The following is a 22,175-nucleotide window of genomic DNA, read 5'->3' as shown; positions in this document are numbered from 1 at the left end:
GTTTCGGCCGGGGGGTGCCGCACGGGAGCAGATCCCGTGCGGCACCCCCGTTTCCGGCTTCGGACCGCGCTCCCGGAGACGGCCGCTTCAGCTCCCGGGGCGCCGCTTTTCCGGTGACCCGGCCAAAAAGCGCCGCCCACGCGGTGAGCAGCCGCGCGACCTGCGCGCGCAGGGCCTCAGACCGCGCCGGCCACGGGGGATCGGGCGGGTGGATTTCGGGCTTTTCCCGGGCCCGGTCCGGAGTCTCCGTCACCCCGCGCACGCTACCGGCGGCCACCGACAAAACCACCGCCGTGCCCACGCCCGCACCGGATTGCGGCGGGTACGGCTCAGTGCCGTTCCAGGTGCTCCAGGACCAGCGGCAGGATCGTCTCCGCCGATTCCTGCGGCAGCCAGTGACTCGCGCCCTTGATTACCGCGAACCGGTATTCCCCGTCCACGAAGCTCGAAGTCAGCTCCGCGGCGGCCCGGCCGAACCGCGGGTCCTCGCTGCCCCACAGGAACAGGGTCGGCACGGCGATGCGGCCGACCGGGAGGTCGAACTCGGAGTCCGGGCCGCGGTACCAGTTCAGCGTCGCGGTGAGGGCGCCCGGTTCGCTCAGGCGCGCCAGGTTCCGCTCGATCTGTGCGGCGGGCAGGCTTCGGCCGTAGAGGGCCCGCAGCCGGGCGCAGCCGTCGGCGAGCAGGTAGGACTCGGCGCGGCCGTCGGCGCGGCGGAAGAACCTGATGTAGGACAAGGCTTGCTGCTGCTGCTCGTCGGTCTCCGCAGCCTTCCGGAGCGCGGCCGGGTGCGGGGAGGTCAGCGCGGTCAGCGAACGCAGGCGGTCGGGGTGCGCGGTGGCCAGCGCCCAGCCGACCACGGCGCCCCAGTCGTGGGCGATCAGGTGGAACCGGTCGGAGCCGAGTGCGGCGGCGAAGGCGATCACATCGGTCACCAGGTGCCGGACCGAGTACAGCTCGACGTCCGGCGGCCGCGCGGCCGGGGCGTACCCCCGCTGGTCCACCGCGACGGCCCGGTAGCCCGCCTCGCCGAGCGCGGTCAGCACTTCGGTCCACGAATCGGCGAATTCCGCCCAGCCGTGCAGGAGCAGGACCAGCTCGCCGGTCTCCGGGCCGGCCGCGAGCGCGCTGTGCCGGTGAGTGCCGACGGTGAGCTGGAGCCCGGTGACCATGATCGCCAGGCTACGAACCCGGGGGGCCTTGCCACCACAGGAAAAAGTGCACTCTTCCCGCCTGTTCAGCCCGGGGCGCGGCGAACTGTCCACAATGGCCGCCGGGGGACACCGGACCGGCGGCCCCCGGCGGAGCTCAGGCGGGCAGGCCGACCAGCCCGGCCAGCCGCGCGCGGTGCCGTCCGGGGGTGCCGAACGCCAGCTCGTCGCTCTTGGCGCGCTTGAGGTAGAGGTGCGCCGGGTGCTCCCAGGTCATGCCGATCCCGCCGTGCAGCTGGATCGCCTCCTCCACCGCGTGCACCGCGATCGGCGCGGCACTGGCCTGCGCCACGGCGACCGCGATCGGCTCGTCGAACCCCCCGGCCAGCGCTTCGGCGGCGTAGCGGGCCGTCGCGCGGGCGTTGACCAGCTCCGTGTACAGGTCGGCCAGCCGGTGCTTGAGCGACTGGAACCCGCCGACCGGGCGGCCGAACTGGTACCGGCCCTTCAGATAGCTCACCGTGGTCGACAGCGCCCATTCGGTCAGCCCGGTCTGCTCCGAGGCCAGCAGCCCCGCGGCCGTGGTCAGCGCGTGGTCCAGGGCCGCGACCGCCTGGTCGCCGGAGGCGAACCGGCGGGCCGGCGCGCGCTCCAGCCCGAGGTCGGACACCCGCCGGGTCAGGTCCAGGGAAACCAGCTCGGTGACCGTGGCCGCCGAAGCCTCCACCGCGTACAGCCCGGGCCCGTCCGGACCGGTGGCGGGCACCACGAGCAGTCCGGCCACGGAAGCGTCGGCCACGGTGCCCACGCGCCCGCTCAGCGTGCCGTCGGCGTGCACCGTGACCGTGGCCGGGAACCCGGCCCCGGGCGCGGTGGTCAGCGGCACGGCCAGCGCTCCGGTCAGCTCGCCGCCGGCCAGCCGGGGGAGCAGTTCGGCGACCACCGGATCGGCCGCATCGGCGCCCAGCAGCGCCGTCGTGGCCAGCACCGCGCTGCCCAGGAACGGCACCGGCGCGACGCAGCGCCCCAGCTCCTCCAGCACCACGGCGGTCTCCCGGGCCGTGGCGCCGTACCCGCCCAGCTCCTCGGGCACCATCAGCCCGGCGGTGCCGAGGTCGGCCGCGAGGGTCTTCCACAGCCCCAGGTCGTACGGCTCGGCCGTCTCCGCCCGCGCCAGCAGTGCCGCGGGCCCGGCCCGGTCGGCGAGCAGGTCGCGCACGGACGAGCGCAGGTCCTCCTCGACTTCGGAGTACAGCAGGTCCGGCGAAGGAAGGGCCGGCGCTGGGTCCGATGCATGGCGCGGAAGCGCTCGCGCTGGGTCTGATGATTCGCTTGCAAGCGCTCGCGCTGTGTTTGATGATTCACTCGTAAGCGCTCGCGCTGTATCTGATGATTCACTCGCAAGCTCGCTCATCGGGGCAGGTCCTTCCAGGCGACGTCCTTGTCGACCCGCGGCTCGGACGGCAGCCCCAGCACGCGCTCGGCGATGATGTTGCGCAGCACCTCCGAAGTGCCGCCCTCGATGGAATTGCCCTTCGCACGCAGGTAGCGGTACCCGGGCTCACGGCTGGTGAAGTCGACCAGGTCCGAACGCCGGAAGGTCCAGTCGTCGTAGCGCAGGCCCTCTTCGGCGAGCAGTTCGAGCTCCAGCCCGGTGAGCCGCTGGTTCAGCTCGGAGAACGCCACCTTCATGGCCGAGCCCTCCGGCCCGGGCGCGCCCACGGCGAGCTGCTGGCGCAGGCGCGTGCCGGCCAGCCGCAGCGCCTCGGCCTCGACCCAGTGCCGCACCAGCCGGTCCTGCAGCTCCGGGGTGCGCAGCTCGGGCCGCTCCCGCCAGGTCCTGGCCACCAGCCCGATCAGGCCGCCCTCCCGGGGCACGGCAGTGCCGCCGATGGCCACGCGCTCGTTCATCAGCGTGGTCTGCGCGACCCTCCAGCCCTCGCCGACGCCGCCGATCCGCAGCCGGTCCGGGATCCGGACCTCGGTCAGGAAGACCTCGTTGAACTCGGCCTCGCCGGTGATCTGGCGCAGCGGCCGCACCTGCACCCCGGGCGCGGTCATGTCGCACAGGAAGTAGGTCATGCCCTGGTGCTTGGGCACGTCCGGGTCGGTGCGGGTGACCAGGATGGCCCACTGCGCGTGGTGCGCGCCCGAGGTCCACACCTTCTGCCCGGTGACGATCCAGTCGTCCCCGTCGCGCACCGCGCGGGTGGCCAGCGCGGCCAGGTCGGAGCCCGCGCCCGGCTCGCTGAACAGCTGGCACCACACCTCCTCGCCGGTCCACAGTGGACGGAGGTAGCGCTGCTTCTGCTCCGGCGTGCCGAAGGCCAGGATGGTCGGCGCGGCCATGCCGAGGCCGATCACGTTGCGGCGCGGGTCGTTGTCCGGGGCCCCGGCCCCGGCGAACGCGGCGTCGACCCCGGGCTGCAGCGCGCGGGGCGCGCCCTGCCCGCCCAGCCCCTCGGGGAAGTGCACCCAGGCCAGCCCCGCGTCGAACCGGGCGCGCAGGAAGTCCCGCCGGTCGGTGGCCGCCGGGTCGTGCGCGGCCAGGAACCGGCCGACCTGCCCGAGCAGGTCCTCGGCGGTGACGGTCATCGGCCCGCCTCCGCGCGGTACTTCTTCAGCTCACGGCGGGCCAGCGAGCGCTTGTGCACCTCGTCCGGGCCGTCGGCCAGGCGCAGCGTGCGCACGCCCGCCCACAGCTCGGCCAGCGGGAAGTCCTGGCTGACGCCCCCGGCGCCGTGGGCCTGGATGGCCTTGTCCAGGATCCACTCGACCTGGATCGGGGTGGAGATCTTGATCGACTGGATCTCGGTGTGCGCGCCCTGGTTGCCGGCGGTGTCCATCAGCCACGCGGTCTTGAGCACCAGCAGCCGCTGCTGCTCGATGCGCACGCGCGACTCGGCGATCCAGTCCTGCACCACGCCCTGCTCGGCGATGGGCCGGCCGAACGCCTCACGCGAAAGGGTGCGGCGGCACATCAGCTCCAGCGCGCGCTCGGCCATGCCGATGGCGCGCATGCAGTGGTGGATGCGGCCGGGCCCGAGGCGGGCCTGCGCGATGGCGAACCCGGCCCCCTCCCCGGAGATCAGGTTCTCGGCCGGCACGCGCACGTCGTCGAACCGCACCTCGGCGTGCCCGCCGTGGTCGCCGTCGGTGTAGCCGAACACCCGCATCCCGCGCTCGACGGTGAGCCCGGGGGTGCCGCGCGGGACCAGGATCATGCTCTGCTGCTGGTGCGGGGCGGCCGCGGGGTCGGTCTTGCCCATCACGATGAAGATCTTGCAGTTCGGGTTCATCGCCCCGGAGATGTACCACTTGCGGCCGGTGATCACGTATTCGTCGCCGTCGCGCCGGATGCTGGTGGCGATGTTGCGCGCGTCGGAGGAGGCCACCTCGGGCTCGGTCATCGCGAACGCGGAGCGGATCTCACCGTCCAGCAACGGCCGCAGCCACTGCTTCTTCTGCTGCTCGCTGCCGAACATGTGCAGCACTTCCATGTTGCCGGTGTCCGGCGCCGCGCAGTTGACCGCGGTCGGCGCGAGCCGCGGGCTGCGGCCGGTGATCTCGGCCAGCGGCGCGTACTGCAGGTTGGTCAGCCCCGCGCCCTGATCGCCGGGCAGGAAGAAGTTCCACAGCCCGCGCTTGCGGGCCTCGGCCTTCAGCTCCTCGACGACCGGCGCGGTCGTCCACGGGTCGTCGCTCGCGGCGAGCTGCTCTTCGAACACGGCTTCGGCGGGGTAGATGTGCGAATCCATGAACTCCAGGAGCTTCCCCCGCAGCTCCTCGGTGGTGGCGTCGTAGGCGAACTCCATTACTTCTCCTCCATGAGCAGTTCGTTGCCGTGCGCGATGAGGGGGAGGACGCCGGAGCCGATGTCCTCGAAGCCCGCCCCGACCGTCTGGCCCTTGCTGTAGCGGAAGTAGATGCCTTCCAGGATCACCGCGAGCTTGAAGAACGCGAAGCCGACGTACCAGTTCAGCGCGGAGACGTCACGTCCCGAGCGTTCGGCGTACCGGGCCACGACCTCGCCGGGGCCCGGGTAGCCGGGCGCCGAGCTGGCGTTCGACACCATCTGCAGCGAAACCTTGTCCCGCTCGGCGTAGGCGACCAGCAGCGCGAGGTCGGTGAGGGGGTCGCCGAGGGTGGACATCTCCCAGTCCAGCACCGCGGTGATCCGGTCTTCGCCGTCCACGAGCACGTTGTCCAGCCGGTAGTCGCCGTGCACGATCGACGGCGGGCCGGAGACCGGAAGCCGCGCCGCCAGCCGCTCGTGCAGGGCTTCGGCGCCGGGCAGGTCGCGGCTGCGGGAGCCGTCGAGCTGCTTCTTCCAGCGCCGCAACTGCCGCTCCAGGAACCCGTCCGGGCGGCCGAAATCGCCGAGACCGGCCGCGACCGGGTCGACGGCGTGCAGGTCGACCAGGGTGTCCACCAGCGCGTCGGCGATCACGCGGGTGCGGGCCGGGCCGAGCGCGGCCAGCTCGCCGGCACTGCGGTAGGGCGTGCCCGGCACGAACTCCATCACGTAGAACGGCGCGCCGAGCACCTCGGGGTCCTGGCCCAGCACGATGGTGCCCGGCACCGGGACCGCGGTGGCGCGCAGGCCCGAGAGCACCCGGAACTCGCGGGCCATGTCGTGCGCGGTCGGCAGCACGTGGCCCAGCGGCGGGCGGCGCACCACCCACCGGCGGGAGCCGTCGCCCACCAGGTAGGTGAGGTTCGACCGGCCGCCCGGCACGACCTCGGCCGTCAGCTCGCCGGAGAGGAGGCCGGGCCGCTGCCGGTCCAGGTAGGCGCGCAGCCGGCCCAGGTCGAGGCCGGGCGGGTCGGTCGGGGTCATCGAGCCTCCTGGTGGGGCGGACCTGGGCGCCGCGCGGGCCCGGGGTCTTGCTCGCGGGGGTGCCGGCCGGGGCGTGGTCACCCCCGCGCCGGCCCGCACCGGGTGGCTCAGGCGATCAGCCGGACCACCATCTCGGCCACGCAGGCGGGCTTGTCCTCGCCGTCGATCTCCACGGTCCAGCGCACCACGGCCTGCACCCCGCCGGGCACCTCGGCGACCTCGGCCAGGTCCGCCCGGCCGCGCACCCGCGAGCCGACCTTCACCGGCAGCGGGAAGCGCACCTTGTTGAGCCCGTAGTTGATGCCCATCTTCAGCCCGTCGACCCGGTAGATCTCCGGGCCGAACATCGGGATGAGCGACAGCGTGAGGAACCCGTGCGCGATGGTGGCGCCGAACGGGCCCCGCGCCGCCTTCTCCGCGTCGAGGTGGATCCACTGGTGGTCGCCGGTGGCGTCGGCGAACTGCTGCACCCGGTCCTGGCCGATGGTGTGCCATTCGCTCACGCCGAGGTGCTCGCCGACCGCGCCGGCGAATTCGGGGATGCCGGGGAACACGCGCATCGTCATCAGTCCTTCGGTCCGCCGGCGACGTAGATGACCTGGCCGGAGATGAACCCGGCCCCGTCGCTGACGAGGAACGAGGCCAGGTTCGCGATGTCCTCGGGCGTGCCCACGCGCTGCACCGGGATCTGCGCGGCGGCCGCGGCCTTGAACTCCTCGAAGCCCATGCCGATCCGCTCGGCGGTCGCGGCGGTCATGTCGGTGGCGATGAAGCCCGGCGCGATCGCGTTCGCGGTGACCCCGAACTTGCCCAGCTCGATGGCCAGGGTCTTGGTGAAGCCCTGCATACCGGCCTTGGCGGCGGAGTAGTTGACCTGCCCGCGGTTGCCCAGCGCGGAGGTGCTGGACAGGTTGACGATCCGGCCCCACTTCTGCTCGGTCTGGTACTTCTGCACCGCGCGCGACATCAGGAACGAGCCCTTGAGGTGCACGCCGAGCACCGAGTCCCAGTCCTGCTCGGTCATCTTGAACAGCAGGTTGTCGCGGGTGATGCCGGCGTTGTTGACCAGCACCGTCGGCGCGCCCAGCTCCTCGGCGACCCGGGTGACGGCCGTGTCCACCTGCCCGGCGTCGCTCACGTCGAGCGGCACCCCGACGGCCTTCCCGCCGTCGGCGGCGATCGCCTCCGCGCCCTGCTTCACCCCCGCCTCGTCCAGGTCCAGCAGCCCGACGGCGAACCCGTCGGAGGCGAGCCGGCGCGCGACCGCGGCGCCGATGCCGCGGCCCGCCCCGGTCACGATGGCCACGCGGGAGGGGGAATCGGTCACGGGAGAACTCCTCGTCGTCGAGAAAGAACGGTTCGGCTGCCGGGCTCGGCCGCCCGCCGGGCGGACGGGGCCGGTGACCGCGGAGGCCTTCGGCCGGATCGTAGCCAACGGGCGTCACCGCCGCCCGGGGCCGCGGCGGTGAGCGTACGCTTATTATGTGAATCGCGCGAGGGGCTCGGCGGGCCGGCCGGAGGTCCTCCGGGGCGGTGTCGCGCCGGGTCGGCGACGCCGTGGGGGCAGGGCGCGAAACCGGCGAAACCACCGCGGCAGCGCCCACCACCCCGCACCCGCGGTTGTTACGAATCCCTGACCGCCCAGCGGTGACCCACCGTCCGTCCCCGGAGGCCGCTTAAGCTCCGGCGCAGTGGTGGTTCGAGGAGGTCGCGCTGATTACGTTCACGCTGATCGGGTTGGTGGGCGGCCTGATCACCGGCATCTCCCCGTGCGTGCTGCCGGTGCTGCCGGTCCTGTTCATGACCGGCGGCGCGGGCGTGGAGCCCGGCCGGCGGCGGCCGTTCCTGATCGTCGCCGGGCTGGCGCTGAGCTTCGCGCTCGTCACGCTGCTCGGCACACTGGTGCTCGCCGCGCTGGGGCTGCCCGGCGACGTGCTGCGGTGGGCCGGGCTCGCGGTGCTGGTGGTGCTCGGCGTCGCGATGATGTTCCCCCGGGTGCAGGACCGGCTGGAGCGGCCGTTCGCGCGGCTGGGCCGGAAGTCGGTGCCGGGCCGGCGGGGCGCGTTCGTGCTCGGGATCGCCCTGGGCACGGTGTACGTGCCCTGCGCCGGTCCCGTGCTGGCCGCGATCACCGTGGCCGGGGCGACGCGCAAGATCGGCGCCGACACCGTCGCGCTCACCGTCGCCTTCGCCGTGGGCACGGCGATTCCGCTGCTGTTGTTCGCGCTGGCCGGGCACCGGGTGGCCGAACGGGTCAAAGCGTTCCGCGACCGCCAGCGCCAGGTCCGGTTCTTCGCGGGCCTGGTGGTGATCGGGCTGGCCGTGGCGCTCACCTTCAACGTCACCGACGTGCTGCAACGCGCCGTGCCCGACTACACCGCGAGCCTCGGCCAGGCGCTCGGCGCCGACCGGATCGGGGGCGGCCGGCTCCAGCAGTGCCCACCCTCGGACTACCTGCAGGAGTGCGGGCCGGCCCCGCAGCCGGCCGGGATCAGCCGATGGCTCAACACCGAGGACGGGAAACCCCCGGCGCGGCAAGGGAAAGTCGTGCTCTACGACTTCTGGGCCTACTCCTGCATCAACTGCCAGCGCGCCATCCCGCACGTCGAGGCGTGGTACCGGCGCTACCACGACGCGGGCCTCGAGATCGTCGGCGTGCACACCCCGGAGTACGCGTTCGAACGCGTCCCGGCCAACGTCGCCGACGGCGTCCGGCGTCAGCACATCACTTATCCCGTGGCGATCGACGACGACTACGCCACCTGGAACGCCTTCGGCAACCAGTCCTGGCCCGCGGAGTACCTGTCCGACGCCACCGGCCAGGTCCGGCACGTCTCCGTCGGCGAGGGCGACTACGACGGCACCGAATCGCTCATCCGCGACCTGCTCGCCGCGGCCGATCCGTCGCAGACCCTCCCGCCGCGCACGGACACTCCGGACCGCACCCCGGCGAACCCGTCGCAGACCCAGGAGATCTACCTGGGCTCCAGCCGCGGCGGCAGCGAAGACGTGAAGCGCCAAGGGCAGTGGTCCTCCACCGAGGAGTACCTCGCCGCCGGCCGGGGCGCGTCGCTCACCCTGGACTACGACGCGGCCACCGTGTACCTCGACGTCGGCGGCACGGGCACCGTCACCGCCACCACGGGCGGGGTCACCCGCAGCATCCCGGTGTCCGGCCCCCCGGACATCCACCCGGTGGTCCAGACACCCACCCCGGCGCGGGGCACCGTGACGCTGACGCTGAGCCCCGGGCTGCAGGCCTACTCGTTCACCTTCGGCTGACCGGCCGACTTCCCGCTGGCCCCACCGGTTACTGGCTGGCCTCACCGGTTCCGACCTCACCGGTCGTGGCTGGCTCCACGGGTTCCCGTCTGACCTCACCGGTTCCTGGCTGGACCCACGGGCACCCGTCCCTGCTGCCCCGACCCGGTCCTGGCTGGCCCCACGGGCGCCCGCCTGACCCCACCGGTCGTCGCGGGCCCGGCCTCTGGCTACCGGCGGCCGGGGTCAGCCGGCCTGCTCCTGCTCGCGCCGCGTGAGCACGAGCGGCCCGTCCTCGGTGATCGCGACGGTGTGCTCGGAGTGGGCGGTGCGGGAGCCGTCGGCCGAGCGGATGGTCCAGCCGTCCTCGTCGAAGACGATCCGGTCGGTGGTCCGGGCGAACCACGGCTCCAGCGCCAGGGTCAGCCCGGGCCGCAGCTTCAGCCCGCGCCCGGGGCGGCCCTGGTTGGAGATGTGCAGGTCCTCGTGCATGGTGCGGCCGATGCCGTGGCCGCCGAACTCGGTGTTGACCGGGTAGCCGTAGGCCTGGGCCACCGCGCCGATGGCGGCCGAGATGTCGCCGATGCGGTTGCCCGGGCGGGCCGCCTCGATCGCCGCCTCCAGCGCCTCCTCGGTGGCGGTGATGATCCGCCGGTCCTCCTCGGCCTCGGTGCCGACGATCACCGTGCGCGCCGAGTCGGCCGCCCAGCCGTCGATCATCACGGCGAGGTCCGCACTCAGCACGTCGCCGTCGCGCAGCGTGTAGTCGTGGGGCAGCCCGTGCAGCACGGCGTCGTTGACCGAAAGGCAGATGACGTTGCGGAACGGGCCCTCGCCGAAGGACGGCGAGTAGTCCCAGTAGCACGACTCCGCCCCGCGCCGCTTGATCATGGCGCGGGCGTGGTGCTCCAGGTCCATCAGGTTCACGCCCACCGCGGCGATCCGGCCGATCTCGGAGAGCACTTCGGCGACGAACCGCCCGGTCACGTGCATGCGCTCGATCTCCGCGGGCGTCTTCAGCTCGATCACGAAATACCTCACGTACAAGGGATGGTCGGTATAGTTATACCAGGACGGTAGCAGTGTCCGGTATAACTATACCGATCCGGGTCAGAGCCAGCCGTTGGTCTCCGCGACCCGGGCCGCCTCCGCGCGGGTGCGGGTCTGGGTCTTGCCGATGGCCGAGGACAGGTGGTTGCGGACGGTGCCCTCGGACAGGCCCACGATCCGGGCGATGTCCGCGGCGGTGCCGCCCTCGGCCGCGGCCCGCAGCACGTCGGCCTCCCGGTCGGTGAGCGGGCTGGCGCCCTCGGCCAGTGACGCGGCGGCCAGCGCCGGGTCGACGAAGCGCAGCCCGGCGTGCACCCGGCGGATCGCGTTGACCAGCTGCTCCGGGGGCGAGTCCTTGACCACGTAGCCGGCCGCGCCCGCGGACATCGCCCGGGAGAGGTAGCCGGGGCGGCTGAAGGTGGTGCAGATGATCGCCCGGCAGTTCGGCGCCGCGTGGCGGAGCTCGGCGGTGACCGCGAGCCCGTCGCGCCCGGGCATCTGCACGTCGAGCAGCGCGATGTCGGGGGCGGTCCGCTGCACCGCGGCCAGCACCCCGGTGCCGTCGCCGACCTGGGCGACTACTTCGATGTCGGACTCGAGCCGCAGCATCGCGGCCAGCGCGCCGCGCACGAGCGCCTGGTCGTCGGCCAGCAGTACGCGGATCACGCCAGACCTGCCTCGGTGGAAGGAACCCCGGTGGTGACCGGCGCCGCCGCCGGGCCCCGGGCCAGCACCCGGAAGCCGCCGCCGGGGGCCCGGCCGTGCTCCAGGGTGCCCGATACCGCGGCCAGCCGCTCGGCCAGCCCGGTCAGGCCGTGCCCGGGCGTCGCCCCGCCCGGGGCGGTGCCGTCGTCGGTGACCTCCACCCAGTCCGGGCCGAGCCGGACCCGGCAGCTCCCGGCGTCGGAGTGGCGCAGCACGTTGGTCACCGCTTCCCGCACCACGTAACCGAAGACGCCCTGCAACTCGGGCCGGACGTCGTCGGTCGCACTGGGCAGCCCGGCTCGCACGCCCGCGGCCCGCAGGGCCAGCCGCGCCCCGGCCAGCTCACCGGCCAGCGACACCGTGCGGTAGTTGGAGACGGTGGCGCGGACGTCGGAAAGCGCCTGCCGGCACAGGGTCTCCAGCTCCCGGACCTCGTCGACGGCGGGGGCGGTGTCCCCGGCCGACTCCAGGATGCGCCGGGTCAGACCCAGCTTCACCGTCATCGTCGAGAGGCTGTGCCCGAGGATGTCGTGCAGGTCCCGGGCCACCCGCTCCCGCTCGTGCGTCACGGCCATCCGCTTGACCTGCTCGCGCGCGGCCCGCAGGTGGCCGATGGTGAAGTTCAGCGCGAACACGGTGCCGAGCGCGGCGGTCACGCCGACCAGGGTCACCACCTGCCCCCAGTCCACCCCCGCCCGGGTCGACTGCATCCAGGCGATCTGGCCGGCCGCGGTGGCCAGTCCGAGCAGCACCGAGGCGCGCAACGGCAGCAGCATCAGCCCGATCGCGATGGCGTAGGTCAGGTCGGTCAGGTAGGCCGGGTTGCCCAGGATCAGCGCCGGCGCGGCCCCGCAGGCGAACATCGCGGCCACGATGGCGATCCGCGTCCGCGGCGGTGCGGGCGGGCCGTACCAGGGGGCCAGCAGGCAGCCGAGGCAGTACGCGGCCAGCAGCGCGATCGCGATCCCGCCGCCGGCGCCGTGCGGGCCGTGCGCGATCTCGGTCATCCGCTTGATCAGCACCAGCGAGGAGAGGGCGGTCATGCCGACGACGATCAGCCGGCTCCGGTACGCCGGACGGCGGCCCGGCCGGTCCCTCCTCCAGAAGCTCCAGTCCGGCCACTGCCGGGCGGAGAACTCGCCGGGATCGCGTCTGCCCACATCGGACATGGTACGGCCCGGCGGGCCAGGGGAAGGGCCAGGCCGGTTCCCCGGGCTGCGGTCCTGGGCGCCGGGCCCCCTCGCGCCGAAGCGGCACCGCGAACGGGGCGGACCCGCACGGCCGGTGCGGATTACCAGCGCCTCCGGTGATCGCGGGGTTCGGGCCCGCTGGTGCGGCTGTGGATTGGGGGGTGGGGTCCGCTGGTGCCGCCGCAGACTGTGGGATGGGGTCCGCCAGTGCCGTCGGTGATCGCGGGGTTCGGGTCCGCTGGTGCCGCTGCGGATTGCTGGGTGGTCCGCCAGTGCTGCCGGTGATCGCAGGGGTCGGGGCCGCCAGTGCCGTGGTGGATTGCGGGGTGAGGGCCTGCTGGTGCCGCCGGTGATCGCAGTGTTCGGGGCCGCCTGTACCGCTGTGGATTGCGGGGTAAGGGCCTGCTGGTGCCGCCGGTGATCGCAGTGTTCGGGGCCGTCTATACCGCCGTGGATTGCGGGGTGGGGGTCTGCCAGTGCCGCTGGTGATCTGGGGTGGGGGCCCGCCAGTGCCGCCGCGGCTCGCCGGGTGAGGGCTCGCCGGTGCCGCCGGTGATCGGGGGGTGGGGTCCGCTGGCGCCGACGGTGGTCAGGGCCCTCCGGGCCGCGCCAGCGGGTCATGGCCGGTCCGGTCCCCGCGCTCGCCGGGGGCAGACCTTGCGTTCCGGAGGTCCACGCCCGGCCGGGTGGCGCCGTAGCCCCCGCCGGTCCGGGTCCGGCCGTTACCGCCGGATCCCGACCCGATCGGCCGGCTCGCCCGGCGGCCGGCCCGCGCCCCGGGCCGAGCCCGCTCCCCTGTGGACGGACGCCGGGCGCGGTCCCGCCGGGCGGGCCCCGGCCCGGGGGCGGGCCGGGGCCCGGCGCGGCAGCTCGGGGGCGGGCAGGCGCAGCAGCCCGCCGAGCTTGCCCGGTCCCAGGGTGCGCAGCGCCGCCGCGGCCTCGGGCTCGTGGCGGGCGGCGTTGGCGAGGATGCCGAACAGCAGGGTGGTGACGACCAGGGAGGTGCCGCCGTAGGAGACCAGCGGCAGGGTGACGCCGGTGACCGGCAGCAGGCCCACCACGTAGCCGATGTTGATCGCCGCCTGGGTGGTCAGCAGGACGGTGAGGGTGCCGGCCACGATCCGGATCCACGGGTCGCGGTTGCGCAGCGCGATCCGCAGCCCGACCACCGCGACCGCGGCGAACAGGGCCAGCACGACGGCGCAGCCGACGAAGCCCAGCTCCTCGCCGATCAGCGCGAAGATGAAGTCGTTCTGCACGTTCGGCAGGTAGTTCCACTTGGACTGGCCCTGGCCGAGGCCGATGCCGAACAGCCCGCCGTCGGCGAGCGCGTACTGCGCCTGGCGCGCCTGGTAGGCCGCGCCGCTGTAGTCCTGGTCCGGGGAGAGGAACGACAGCACCCGCGCCAGCCGGTACTGCGCCACCAGCGCGAGGACCAGGATGCCGGCCAGCCCGCCGGCCAGCAGGACCGCGAACAGCCGTTTCGGCGCACCGGCGAACCACAGCAGCGCGAGCACCACCACGGCCAGGGTGATCGTGCCGCTCAGGTTGGGCTGCGCCATCACCAGCGCCACGGTCAGCAGCGCCGCGGGCACGAGCGGCACCAGCAGGTGCCGCCACTGGTGCAGCACCCCGGCCTTGGTGACCAGGATGTGCGCGCCCCACAGGGTGAGCGCGACCTTCGCGATCTCCACCGGCTGCAGGGAGAACGGCCCGAGGACGAACCAGCGCTGGGCGCCGTCCGCGCTGGCGCCCAGCGGCGTGAGCACCAGCAGCAGGCCCGCGAGCCCGGCCACCATCGCGCTCGAAGCGGCCCGCCGCAGCCTTCGCAGGGGCAGGCGCAGGCCGATCCAGAAGGTCACCGCGCCGAAGCCGACGAACATCAGCTGCTTCAGGAACTGCCCGTAGACCCCGCCGCCGGTCGCCGGGTCACCGGAGGACACCGACGAGGCCGAAAGCACCATGATCACGCCGATCAGCACCAGGATCCCGCCCAGCGCGACGATCAGGTGGAAGGAGGCCAGCGGCCGCGAAAGCCAGGAGGTGAGTGCCGCGGCGAGGGCGCGGGGCCCGGTTTCGGTGCCTTTTTCCCGGCCCTCCGCCGGTGTGCCGGGAGCCGCAGAACGGCGGTGCTCGCGGCGAATAACGGCCGGGCGTGGAATGGGCACGAGATGAGGTTAGCCGAATGTTCCTGTGGGAACGCTGAGTGAAGTCCGGGTGTGCCTCCACCGCCCGGTGAAACGGGCAAAGTCGCGTAACGGCAGTGGTGTGCGTCGCATCACGCAACCGGAACCAGTGCGGCGCGTCTCCCGAACGTTCTCATCCCTGTAGCCCTTTTTCGCCGGTCCCAAGGACTATCGGCGTTCCGCTCAGGGGAGCTCGGGTCAAGGGAAGGTAATCCGTGTCGGTCGAAGAGCGCGAAATAATGCTGGACACCGCATCCGCGGATTTTGTGGCGGGAATCGGTTCCGCGGTTTATTCCGGCGGGGCGGCGGCGCCGGCCCGGACCTTGATGAGCGTGCTGGGCGAATCCGTTTCGCGGTATCCCGAAGCACCCGCGCTGGACGATGGTGAACAACTGTTGTCCTATACGGAACTCGACCGTGAAGTCCGCCGGCGGGCGGCGGTGCTGCGGGAGGCCGGGGTGCGGGCGGGGGACCGCGTCGGGGTTCGCGTCCCGTCCGGCACCGCCGAGCTGTACGTCGCCATCCTCGCGGTGCTGGCCGCCGGAGCGGCGTACGTGCCGGTCGACGCCGACGACCCCGACGAGCGGGCCGAGCTGGTGTGGCGCGAGGCGCGGGTGTACGCGGTGATCGGCGCGGGCGAGGAGCTCGTGGTGCGCCCCGGGAAGCAGCCCGGCGGCAGCGGGGCCGAACCGGCTCCGGAGGACGATGCGTGGATCATCTTCACCTCCGGGTCCACCGGGCGCCCGAAGGGGGTCGCGGTGACCCACCGGGCGGCGGCCGCGTTCGTCGACGCCGAGGCCCGGCTGTTCCTGCCGTCCGCGCCGATCGGCCCCGGCGACCGGGTGCTCGCCGGGCTGTCGGTCGCCTTCGACGCCTCGTGCGAGGAGATGTGGCTGGCCTGGCGCAGCGGCGCCTGCCTGGTCCCGGCGCCGCGCGCGCTGGTGCGCACCGGCACCGACCTCGGCCCGTGGCTGCGGCGGCGCGGGATCACCGTGGTCTCGACCGTGCCGACGCTGGCCGCGATGTGGCCGGTGGACGACCTGGCCGCGGTCCGGCTGGTCGTCCTCGGCGGCGAGGCCTGCCCGCCCGAGGTGGTGCGCCGGTTCGACGACGGTGTGCGCGAGGTGTGGAACACCTACGGGCCCACCGAGGCCACCGTCGTCTCCTGCGCCGCCCGGCTGCGCGCGGGCGAACCGGTCGGTATCGGGCTGCCGCTGGAGGGCTGGCGGCTGGCCGTGGTCGACGCGGCCGGGCGGCCCGTGCGCTGGGGCGAGACCGGCGAGCTGGTGATCGGCGGCGCCGGGCTCGGCCGCTACCTCGACGCGGTCAAGGACGCCGAGAAGTTCGTGCCGCTGCCCGCGCTCGGCTGGGACCGCGGCTACCGCAGCGGCGACCTGGTCCGGGCGCAGCCCGACGGGCTGGTGTTCCTCGGCCGCGCCGACGACCAGGTCAAGCTCGGCGGACGCCGGATCGAGCTGGGCGAGGTCGAGGCGGCGCTGCAGGAGCTGCCCTCGATCGCCGCGGCGGCCGCGGCCGTGCGGCGCACGGCCGGGGGGATCGACGTGCTGGTCGGTTACGTCGTGCCGGCCGGCGCGGGCTTCGACCCGGCCGGGGCCACCCGCCTGCTGCGGGACCGGTTGCCGGCCGCGCTGGTGCCGCGGCTGGCCGTGCTGGCGGACCTGCCCACCCGGTCCTCGGGCAAGGTGGACCGGGACGCGCTGCCGTGGCCGCTGCCCCGGTCGCGGGATGCGGCCGTCCGCACCGGCCTCGACCCCGGGACGGACCGGCTGGTCACCGTCTGGGGTGAGCTGCTGGGCGTGGAGGCCGGTCCGGACGACGACTTCTTCGACCTCGGCGGGACCAGCCTCGCCGCCGCCCGGCTGGTTTCCGTGCTGCGCGAGCACCACCCCGGGGTCTCGGTGGCCGATCTCTACCGCCACCCGACCCCGGCCCGGCTGGCCTCGGTGCTCGGACCAGTAGCGCGGCCTCGGCCGCAGCGGGTGTTCGACCGGACGCCGCGGTACTCCGGCTGGGTGCAGGGCGCGATCCAGCTCGTCCTGCTGGGCGTCACCGGGGTGCGGTGGCTGCTGATGATCGCCCTGATCGGCAACCTGCTGCCGCTGCTGGTCCAGGAGTCGTGGCTGCCGGAGATGTCGTGGTGGGTGCTGGCGCCGTCGTGGCTGGTGCTGTTCAGCCCGGCCGGGCGGATGCTGGTCTCGGCGTTCGGCGCCCGCGCGCTGCGGGGCCGGATCCGGCCGGGGGAGTACCGCCGCGGCGGGCGGACCCACCTGCGGCTCTGGGCGGCCGAACGGTTCGCCGCCTCCTTCGGCCCGAGCACGATCACCGGCACCCCGCTGGCCGCCCGGTACGCGCGGCTGCTCGGCTGCACCGTGGGCTCGGGCACCGATCTGCACGCGCCGCCGCCGGTGACCGGGCTGGCCAGCTTCGGCGACGGCTGCGCGGTCGAGCCGGAAGCCGACCTGGCCGGCTGGTGGCTCGACGGCGATGTGCTGCACGTCGGGGAGGTCCGCGTCGGGGAGCGGGCCCGTGTCGGCGCCCGTTCCACGCTGCTGCCCGGTGCCGTGGTCGGCGCGGACGCCGTGCTGCTGCCCGGAAGCTGCCTCGGCGGCGTCGTGGCCGACGGCGCCACCTGGGGCGGCTCGCCCGCCGCCCCGCACCAGCGCGCGGCCGACGACCGGTGGCCGGCTTCCCGGCCCGCGCGTTCACTCGGGTGGGCCGCGCTGTACCTGGCCGGCGGCGCGCTGCGGGGATTGCTGCTCGGCGCCGCCGCCGTGCCGCCCGCGGTGCTCGCGGTGCTGGTCCTGCCGTCGGGCGCGACGCTGGGCACCGCCGTGGCCGCCCTGCTGGCGTGGGTGCCGCTGATGGTGCTCGCCGGGCTGCTCGGTTACGCGCTGCTCGTCCTGGCGCTGACCCGGCTGGCCGGCGCCGCGGTCGAGCCGGGGACGCACCCGGTGCACAGCCGGGCCGGCTGGGCCGCCTGGCTCGTGCACGATCTGATGGACCTGGCCCGCAAGAGCCTCTTTCCCTTCTACGCCAGCCTGTTCACCCCGGTCTGGCTTCGCTGGCTCGGTGCGCGCGTCGGCCGTTCGGTCGAGGCGTCGACGGTGCTGGCGCTGCCGGGGATGCTGCGGGTGGAGGACTCGGCCTTCCTCGCCGATGACGTGCTGGCCGCGCCGTACGAGCTGCGCGGCGGCTGGGTGCGGATCGGACCGGCCGAGGTGGGCGCCCGCGCGTTCGTCGGGAACTCGGGCATCGTGGGACCCGGCCGCAGGGTCGGCCGGGGCGCGCTGATCGGCGTGCTGTCGGACACCCCGGAGACGGTCCCGGACGGCAGCTCGTGGCTGGGCCGGCCGCCGATGCGGCTGCGGCGCGAGGCCGAGACTCCGGACCCGGCGCGGACCTTCGCCCCGCGCAAGGCCCTGCGCGTGGCCCGGGCCCTGGTCGAACTCGGCCGGATCACCCCGCTGGTCGTGGCCGGGCTGCTGGGCACCGCGACCTTCGCCGCGTTCGCCGCCCTCTACCGGAGCTTCGGCTTCTGGCCCGCCGCCGGGGCGGGCGGGTTCGTGCTGGTCCTCGCGGGCGGGCTGGCCGGACTGGTCACCACCGCGGCGAAGTGGTTGCTGATCGGGCGCTTCCGCGCCGGGCGGCATCCGCTGTGGAGCTCGTTCGTGTGGCGCAACGAGCTGTTCGACACGTTCGTGGAGATGCTCGCGGTGCCCTGGCTGACCCAGCCGTTCTCCGGCACGCCGGTGCTGAACTGGTGGCTGCGCAGCCTCGGCGCCCGGATCGGCCGCGGCGTCTGGTGTGAGAGCCACTGGCTCCCGGAACCGGACCTGGTCACGATCGGGGCCGGGACCAGCGTGAACCGCGGCTGCGTGCTCCAGACCCACCTGTTCCACGACCGCGTCATGCGGCTGGAGCCGGTGACCCTGGACGCCGATGCCACCCTCGGCCCGCGCACGATCGTCCTGCCGGGCAGCCGCGTCGGCCCCGCGGCGACGATCGGCGCGGGATCGCTGGTGATGGCCGCGGAGTCCGTCCCCGGGCACAGCCGGTGGCAGGGGGCGCCGATCGCCGCGCAGGTGACCTGACGTCCCCCGAAGGCCCCGGCCGTGAGCGGTGGGACCCGCCGATCGGCAGGTCCCACCGCAGTTCGGCGCACGCCGGCCTCACGTCGTACCGGCGCGGCTTGGTGGTACGGCTTGGCGGTGCGGCTTGGCGGTGTGACCGCGGGTCAGCCCGAGGTCTCCTCGGCGGCCTCGGCACCTCCCTCGGCCGGCCCCCGGCGGTCGGGCAGCGCCTCCTGGGCCGCGTCCTTGGCCTCGCTGATGTCGTGGCCGATCTGGTCCAGCTCGGTCTCCGCTTCGCGGATCCGCCGGTCCTGGTCCCCGGACATGGGCACGCCCCCTTGACGTCGGTGCTCGTTTCCCCGCCGGGGTAACCGGGTGGGGGCCGGGGCAAACCGCCGGTCCGCCGGCTCGTCCGGTTAAGCTGGCGCCATGGGCGACGGGGCAGAGGCGGCGACGGCGGAGCGCTGGGCCGAAGTGGTCAGTTACGTGCGGCTGCGGTACGAAATCCTGGAGGAGGTCGGCGGCTGGGTGCGCTTCCGGCTCGACACCACCGGCGGGCGGGACCAGCAGGTCACCGTGCACCTGGTGCCGGAGCACGACGGGGCGGCGTGGGCCGAGATCTCCTCGCCCGTCGGCTGGGCCGACCGGGTCGACCTGCGCCGGCTGCTGGAGCTGGTGGGCTCCTCGCCGGTCGGCGGGGCCGCGGTGGTGGACGGGATCGCCCTGGTCCGGCACACGGTGCCGCTCGGCTCGCTCGACCTGCGGCTGGAGTTCGAACGGCCGCTGCTGTCGGTGGTGCGCCACGCGGACGAGCTGGAGCGTCAGCTCGCCCGGACCGACGAGTTCTGAGCCCTCCGCACGGGCGCGACGAGGGCGGCCAGCGCGACGAGCTCGGTCAGCGCCATCGCGCGTTCGACCAGTCCGAGCGGGATGAGCTGCCACCACCGCTCGTCCGCGACGGCGGCGACGGCGACCGCGCCGAGGATGACCGCGAACCACCCGAGCGAAAGCCCGGCGAGCAGCCGGGCGGCGAGCCGCCGGCGCGGGGAGCGGGGGAACGTCACCCGCGCCGCGGACAACACGGCCAGCGGCAGGCAGGCGAACGCGACGACACTGGCCGCGCGATGCAGCGCCCCACCCCCGCCCGAACCGGTCGCCGAGGCCCAGTCGGTTTTGGGGAACGCGACGACGACCAGCAGCCCCACCGTCCACAGTGCACCGAGGACCGCGGCCGCCACGGGCAGCCGCCGCTGCCGCCGCAACCCGGACAGCCCGGCCGCCGAACCGGCCGCCACCAGCACGACGGCGAGGTCGAAGACCTGCTTGCCGGGACCGAGCCCGTATTCGCTGATCGTGCGGGTGGTGACGCTGATCCGATTCGTCGGCGGCACCAGCCCGAGCAGCAGCACCAGGAGGGCCCCCACGGCGAGCGCGACGATCCCGGCCACCGCGAGCCCGGTGGCCCGGCGGTCCTGGTTGCGATTTCGGTCGGGGACGGCCACAAGCCGAGGTTAACCGAACCGGGTTCGTCCCCGGGCAAACCGGGGACGGAGAACGGCCGCGGTGGAGCGTCTCGGCTGACGGCCCGTCCGGCCGGTCTCCCATCGGCACTCAAGCCGCCCGGCCGCTTCCCGCCACCCGGCCGAGCACCGCGCGCAGCGCGTGGTGATCCACAGTGGACGGTTCGGCGGACAGCCAGCCGCCGATCTCCCGCAGGAACTGTTCCGGCGTCATCGGCGGGCCGGGCTCGCCGTCCGGGTCGGCGGTGGTGACCTCGCCTTCGCGGCTGGGGTAGACGATCATGGCGCCGCGGAGGGCGACGCCGGGCAGCAGTTCGCGGTAGGCGTCCAGGCTCTCGGGCAGGTGGCTGCCCCCGCCGCGGAACGCGCGGCCGTTGCGCAAAAGACGGCCGTCTTCGGCGGTCTCATAGTGGCCGGGCAGCCAGAGCTTCGATTCGATGAGCACCAGGCGCTTGCCGCACAGCACGGCGTGGTCGACGTCGGCGAACACCGAGCCCGGCCAGGACAGGCCGTGGAAGATGCGGGCGCCGGGCAGCCGGGTGAGGTAGCGCTCGAGCAGGTCGGCGGTGAGCCGTTCCGCCAGCTCGTCCGCCTCCACGCCCGGACGGCCGAACACCGGGGTGCCGCCGAACTCCTCGGCGAACTCGGCTCGGGCCCGGCGCGCCGCGAGGTAGCCCCGGGCGAGCCGCTGCACGAGCAGCGCGGTGCCCGCGGTGAGCAGCAGCCAGACGATCAGCACCGGCGGCGTGAAGCCCACCCCGGTCAGCAGCGGCAGCAGCACGAGCACCAGGCCGGCCGTCGCCGCGATCACGGGGGCGTGCCCCGGCTCGCGGCTCCGGCCGTGCCGCACGCGCCCGTCCGCCCCCGCGAACGCCCACCAGTCGAGGTCCTCGGGCGCCAGGTCCAGCGGTTCCGGCACGAACCCGGGCTCCTCGCTGAACCGCCGCCGCCTCGGCCGCGCCACCGGGCGGGTGGGCACGGCGGGGATGCCCGCGTCGTACCCGGCCCGGCGCCCGGGGTCACTCAGCGTGTCGTAGGCCTCGCGGAGCAGCTGGAAGGTGCCGTCGGTGCCCCCGGCGTCGGGGTGCAGCGTCTTGGCGAGCCGGCGGTAGGCCGCCTTGACCGCCGCGGGCGAGGCCGTCTTCCCCACGCCGAGAACCGCGTAGTAGTCGACTTCGGGCACGTCGCGTTCCACCTCCGGATGGCTGGCGCGGCCACACTATGGGGTCGCCGATCGGCGCCGCCCACCGCCTCCGCGGCGCGGCGGGGTGAATCGGTCCAGGTCCGGCACCGGGCCGTCCCGGCCCGGAGTACGCGCCGGTACGCCGAGTACGCGGTGACCACAATGGACAGTGGTGGATGAGCCCGTTCCGGGGCCCGTCGCGCGGCTACCCGATCACTGTCGGTGGTCTTCATCGCTCGATCGGGTCTGGTTCGTCCACCGGGGCCGGGGGAGCTGCTGCCCGGTCGGGACGGCAGGCTTCTCACCCGGCGTCGCGGGCGGTAGATTGATGTGGAGATAACCTCCATTTGCCCCACGAGGTAACGCATGACCGCCGACAAGCCGCTGCGGGCCGATGCCCGGCGCAACCGCGAGGTCCTGATCGCCAAGGCGCGAGAGGTGTTCGACGCCGGGGAGTTCTTCGAGCTGCGCTTCGACGACTTCGCCCGCCTGGCCGGGGTGGGCACCGGCACGCTGTACCGCCATTTCCCCACCCGGGAGGCGCTGGCCGAGGCGGTCTACCACGGGGAAGTCGCCGCGCTGGTCGACCGCGCCCGGCGGCTGCGGGCCACCCGGCCCCCGGCCGAGGCTCTGGCGACCTTCCTGCGTGGCGTGGTGGACCACATCGACGCCCACGAGGGCCTGGCCCGGACGCTGGCCACGCTCATGGCCGGCCGGTCGAGCGGAGTGGCCGAGGGCAGCCAGGCCCTGGAGCAGGCGGTCACCGAACTGGTGGCCGCCGCCGTGCGGGAGGGTGCCGTGCCCGTCGGTACCGGTGCCGACGTGGATGCCGCCGCCGGCGCCGTGATGATGGCCCTGCACGGCATCGGTGCGGCCCACGACCGCCCGGGCTGGCGGATCGAGGCCGACCAGCTCATCACCCTCGTACTGGACGGATTGCGCCGCCCACGCTGACCGCGTGCTGTGCGAGACCCCCACCGCCGGCGCCGGACCCGGCC

General features: G+C 74.1%; 18 protein-coding genes. 4 read left to right on the top strand and 14 right to left on the bottom strand.

Going from position 1 to position 22,175, the window contains the following annotated elements; translation table 11 throughout:
* Positions 1–329: 329 nt before the first annotated feature.
* The 7 genes from NYF13_RS23440 to fabG all read right to left on the bottom strand — a co-directional run bounded on the left by NYF13_RS23440 (position 330) and on the right by fabG (position 7,318).
* Positions 330–1,172 (bottom strand): alpha/beta hydrolase, encoded by an 843-nt coding sequence (locus NYF13_RS23440; RefSeq protein ID WP_315659680.1) that lies wholly within the window; start codon positions 1,170–1,172, stop codon positions 330–332.
* A 136-nt stretch (positions 1,173–1,308) separates the two neighbouring features.
* A complete protein-coding gene (locus NYF13_RS23435; protein WP_315660400.1) occupies positions 1,309–2,409 on the bottom strand; it encodes an acyl-CoA dehydrogenase family protein in 1,101 nt (366 codons plus the stop codon).
* Positions 2,410–2,561: 152 nt separating this feature from the next.
* On the bottom strand, positions 2,562–3,746 hold the full coding sequence (locus NYF13_RS23430) for an acyl-CoA dehydrogenase family protein (RefSeq protein WP_315659679.1): 1,185 nt from the start codon (positions 3,744–3,746) through the stop codon (positions 2,562–2,564).
* Positions 3,743–4,966: an acyl-CoA dehydrogenase family protein gene (locus NYF13_RS23425; protein ID WP_315659678.1), complete on the bottom strand. Its 1,224-nt coding sequence runs from the start codon at positions 4,964–4,966 to the stop codon at positions 3,743–3,745. Before NYF13_RS23425 ends, NYF13_RS23430 begins: the two co-directional genes overlap by 4 nt.
* The gene (locus NYF13_RS23420; protein ID WP_315659676.1) at positions 4,966–5,991 is read right to left on the bottom strand and encodes a phosphotransferase family protein; all 1,026 of its coding nucleotides are present in this window, start codon (positions 5,989–5,991) and stop codon (positions 4,966–4,968) included. Before NYF13_RS23420 ends, NYF13_RS23425 begins: the two co-directional genes overlap by 1 nt.
* 107 nt (positions 5,992–6,098) lie before the next feature.
* Positions 6,099–6,551 carry a MaoC family dehydratase gene (locus NYF13_RS23415; protein ID WP_315660399.1) on the bottom strand — a complete coding sequence of 151 codons (453 nt, stop codon included), beginning with the start codon at positions 6,549–6,551 and terminating at the stop codon, positions 6,099–6,101.
* Positions 6,552–6,556: 5 nt separating this feature from the next.
* Entirely contained in the window at positions 6,557–7,318 is a 762-nt protein-coding gene (fabG, locus tag NYF13_RS23410; protein ID WP_315659675.1) for a 3-oxoacyl-ACP reductase FabG, read from the bottom strand.
* A 413-nt stretch (positions 7,319–7,731) separates the two neighbouring features.
* Between fabG and NYF13_RS23405 the strand changes: the two genes are divergently transcribed.
* Complete coding sequence (locus tag NYF13_RS23405; RefSeq protein ID WP_315659674.1) at positions 7,732–9,273, top strand: cytochrome c biogenesis protein CcdA; 1,542 nt, start codon at positions 7,732–7,734, stop codon at positions 9,271–9,273.
* A 225-nt stretch (positions 9,274–9,498) separates the two neighbouring features.
* Here the strand turns inward: NYF13_RS23405 and map are convergent, their stop codons facing one another.
* The 4 genes from map to ftsW form a co-directional block, all read right to left on the bottom strand.
* Positions 9,499–10,281, bottom strand: coding sequence for a type I methionyl aminopeptidase (gene map, locus NYF13_RS23400; RefSeq protein WP_315660398.1), 783 nt, complete (start codon positions 10,279–10,281; stop codon positions 9,499–9,501).
* Positions 10,282–10,362: 81 nt separating this feature from the next.
* The gene (locus NYF13_RS23395; protein ID WP_315659673.1) at positions 10,363–10,968 is read right to left on the bottom strand and encodes a response regulator transcription factor; all 606 of its coding nucleotides are present in this window, start codon (positions 10,966–10,968) and stop codon (positions 10,363–10,365) included.
* Positions 10,965–12,167 (bottom strand): histidine kinase, encoded by a 1,203-nt coding sequence (locus tag NYF13_RS23390; RefSeq protein WP_315659672.1) that lies wholly within the window; start codon positions 12,165–12,167, stop codon positions 10,965–10,967. The genes NYF13_RS23395 and NYF13_RS23390 overlap by 4 nt, the downstream gene beginning before the upstream one ends.
* Positions 12,168–12,919: 752 nt before the next feature.
* Complete coding sequence (gene ftsW / locus NYF13_RS23385; protein WP_315659671.1) at positions 12,920–14,365, bottom strand: putative lipid II flippase FtsW; 1,446 nt, start codon at positions 14,363–14,365, stop codon at positions 12,920–12,922.
* Between the two features lie 344 nt (positions 14,366–14,709).
* Here ftsW and NYF13_RS23380 point away from each other — a divergent pair, with 344 nt between their 5' ends.
* Positions 14,710–18,495 (top strand): Pls/PosA family non-ribosomal peptide synthetase, encoded by a 3,786-nt coding sequence (locus NYF13_RS23380; protein WP_315659670.1) that lies wholly within the window; start codon positions 14,710–14,712, stop codon positions 18,493–18,495.
* 143 nt (positions 18,496–18,638) lie between these two features.
* Here the strand turns inward: NYF13_RS23380 and NYF13_RS23375 are convergent, their stop codons facing one another.
* Positions 18,639–18,800 carry a hypothetical protein gene (locus NYF13_RS23375; RefSeq protein ID WP_315659669.1) on the bottom strand — a complete coding sequence of 54 codons (162 nt, stop codon included), beginning with the start codon at positions 18,798–18,800 and terminating at the stop codon, positions 18,639–18,641.
* A gap of 103 nt (positions 18,801–18,903) precedes the next feature.
* Between NYF13_RS23375 and NYF13_RS23370 the strand changes: the two genes are divergently transcribed.
* Positions 18,904–19,323, top strand: coding sequence for a hypothetical protein (locus NYF13_RS23370; protein WP_315659667.1), 420 nt, complete (start codon positions 18,904–18,906; stop codon positions 19,321–19,323).
* On the opposite strand, the gene NYF13_RS23365 is transcribed toward NYF13_RS23370, so the two are convergent.
* Both NYF13_RS23365 and NYF13_RS23360 read right to left on the bottom strand, forming a co-directional pair.
* Entirely contained in the window at positions 19,296–19,976 is a 681-nt protein-coding gene (locus tag NYF13_RS23365; RefSeq protein ID WP_315659666.1) for a DUF998 domain-containing protein, read from the bottom strand. The two genes, NYF13_RS23370 and NYF13_RS23365, sit on opposite strands and share 28 nt — an antisense overlap.
* Positions 19,977–20,085: 109 nt before the next feature.
* Entirely contained in the window at positions 20,086–21,177 is a 1,092-nt protein-coding gene (locus tag NYF13_RS23360; protein ID WP_315659665.1) for a DnaJ domain-containing protein, read from the bottom strand.
* A 366-nt stretch (positions 21,178–21,543) separates the two neighbouring features.
* Between NYF13_RS23360 and NYF13_RS23355 the strand changes: the two genes are divergently transcribed.
* Entirely contained in the window at positions 21,544–22,131 is a 588-nt protein-coding gene (locus NYF13_RS23355; protein WP_315659664.1) for a TetR/AcrR family transcriptional regulator, read from the top strand.
* Positions 22,132–22,175: the final 44 nt, after the last annotated feature.

The organism is Amycolatopsis sp. PS_44_ISF1 (assembly GCF_032335455.1).
GTDB lineage: Bacteria > Actinomycetota > Actinomycetes > Mycobacteriales > Pseudonocardiaceae > Amycolatopsis.
The sequence above is the reverse complement of the archived record's forward strand: the minus strand, read 5'-3'. Positions and strand labels throughout refer to the sequence as shown.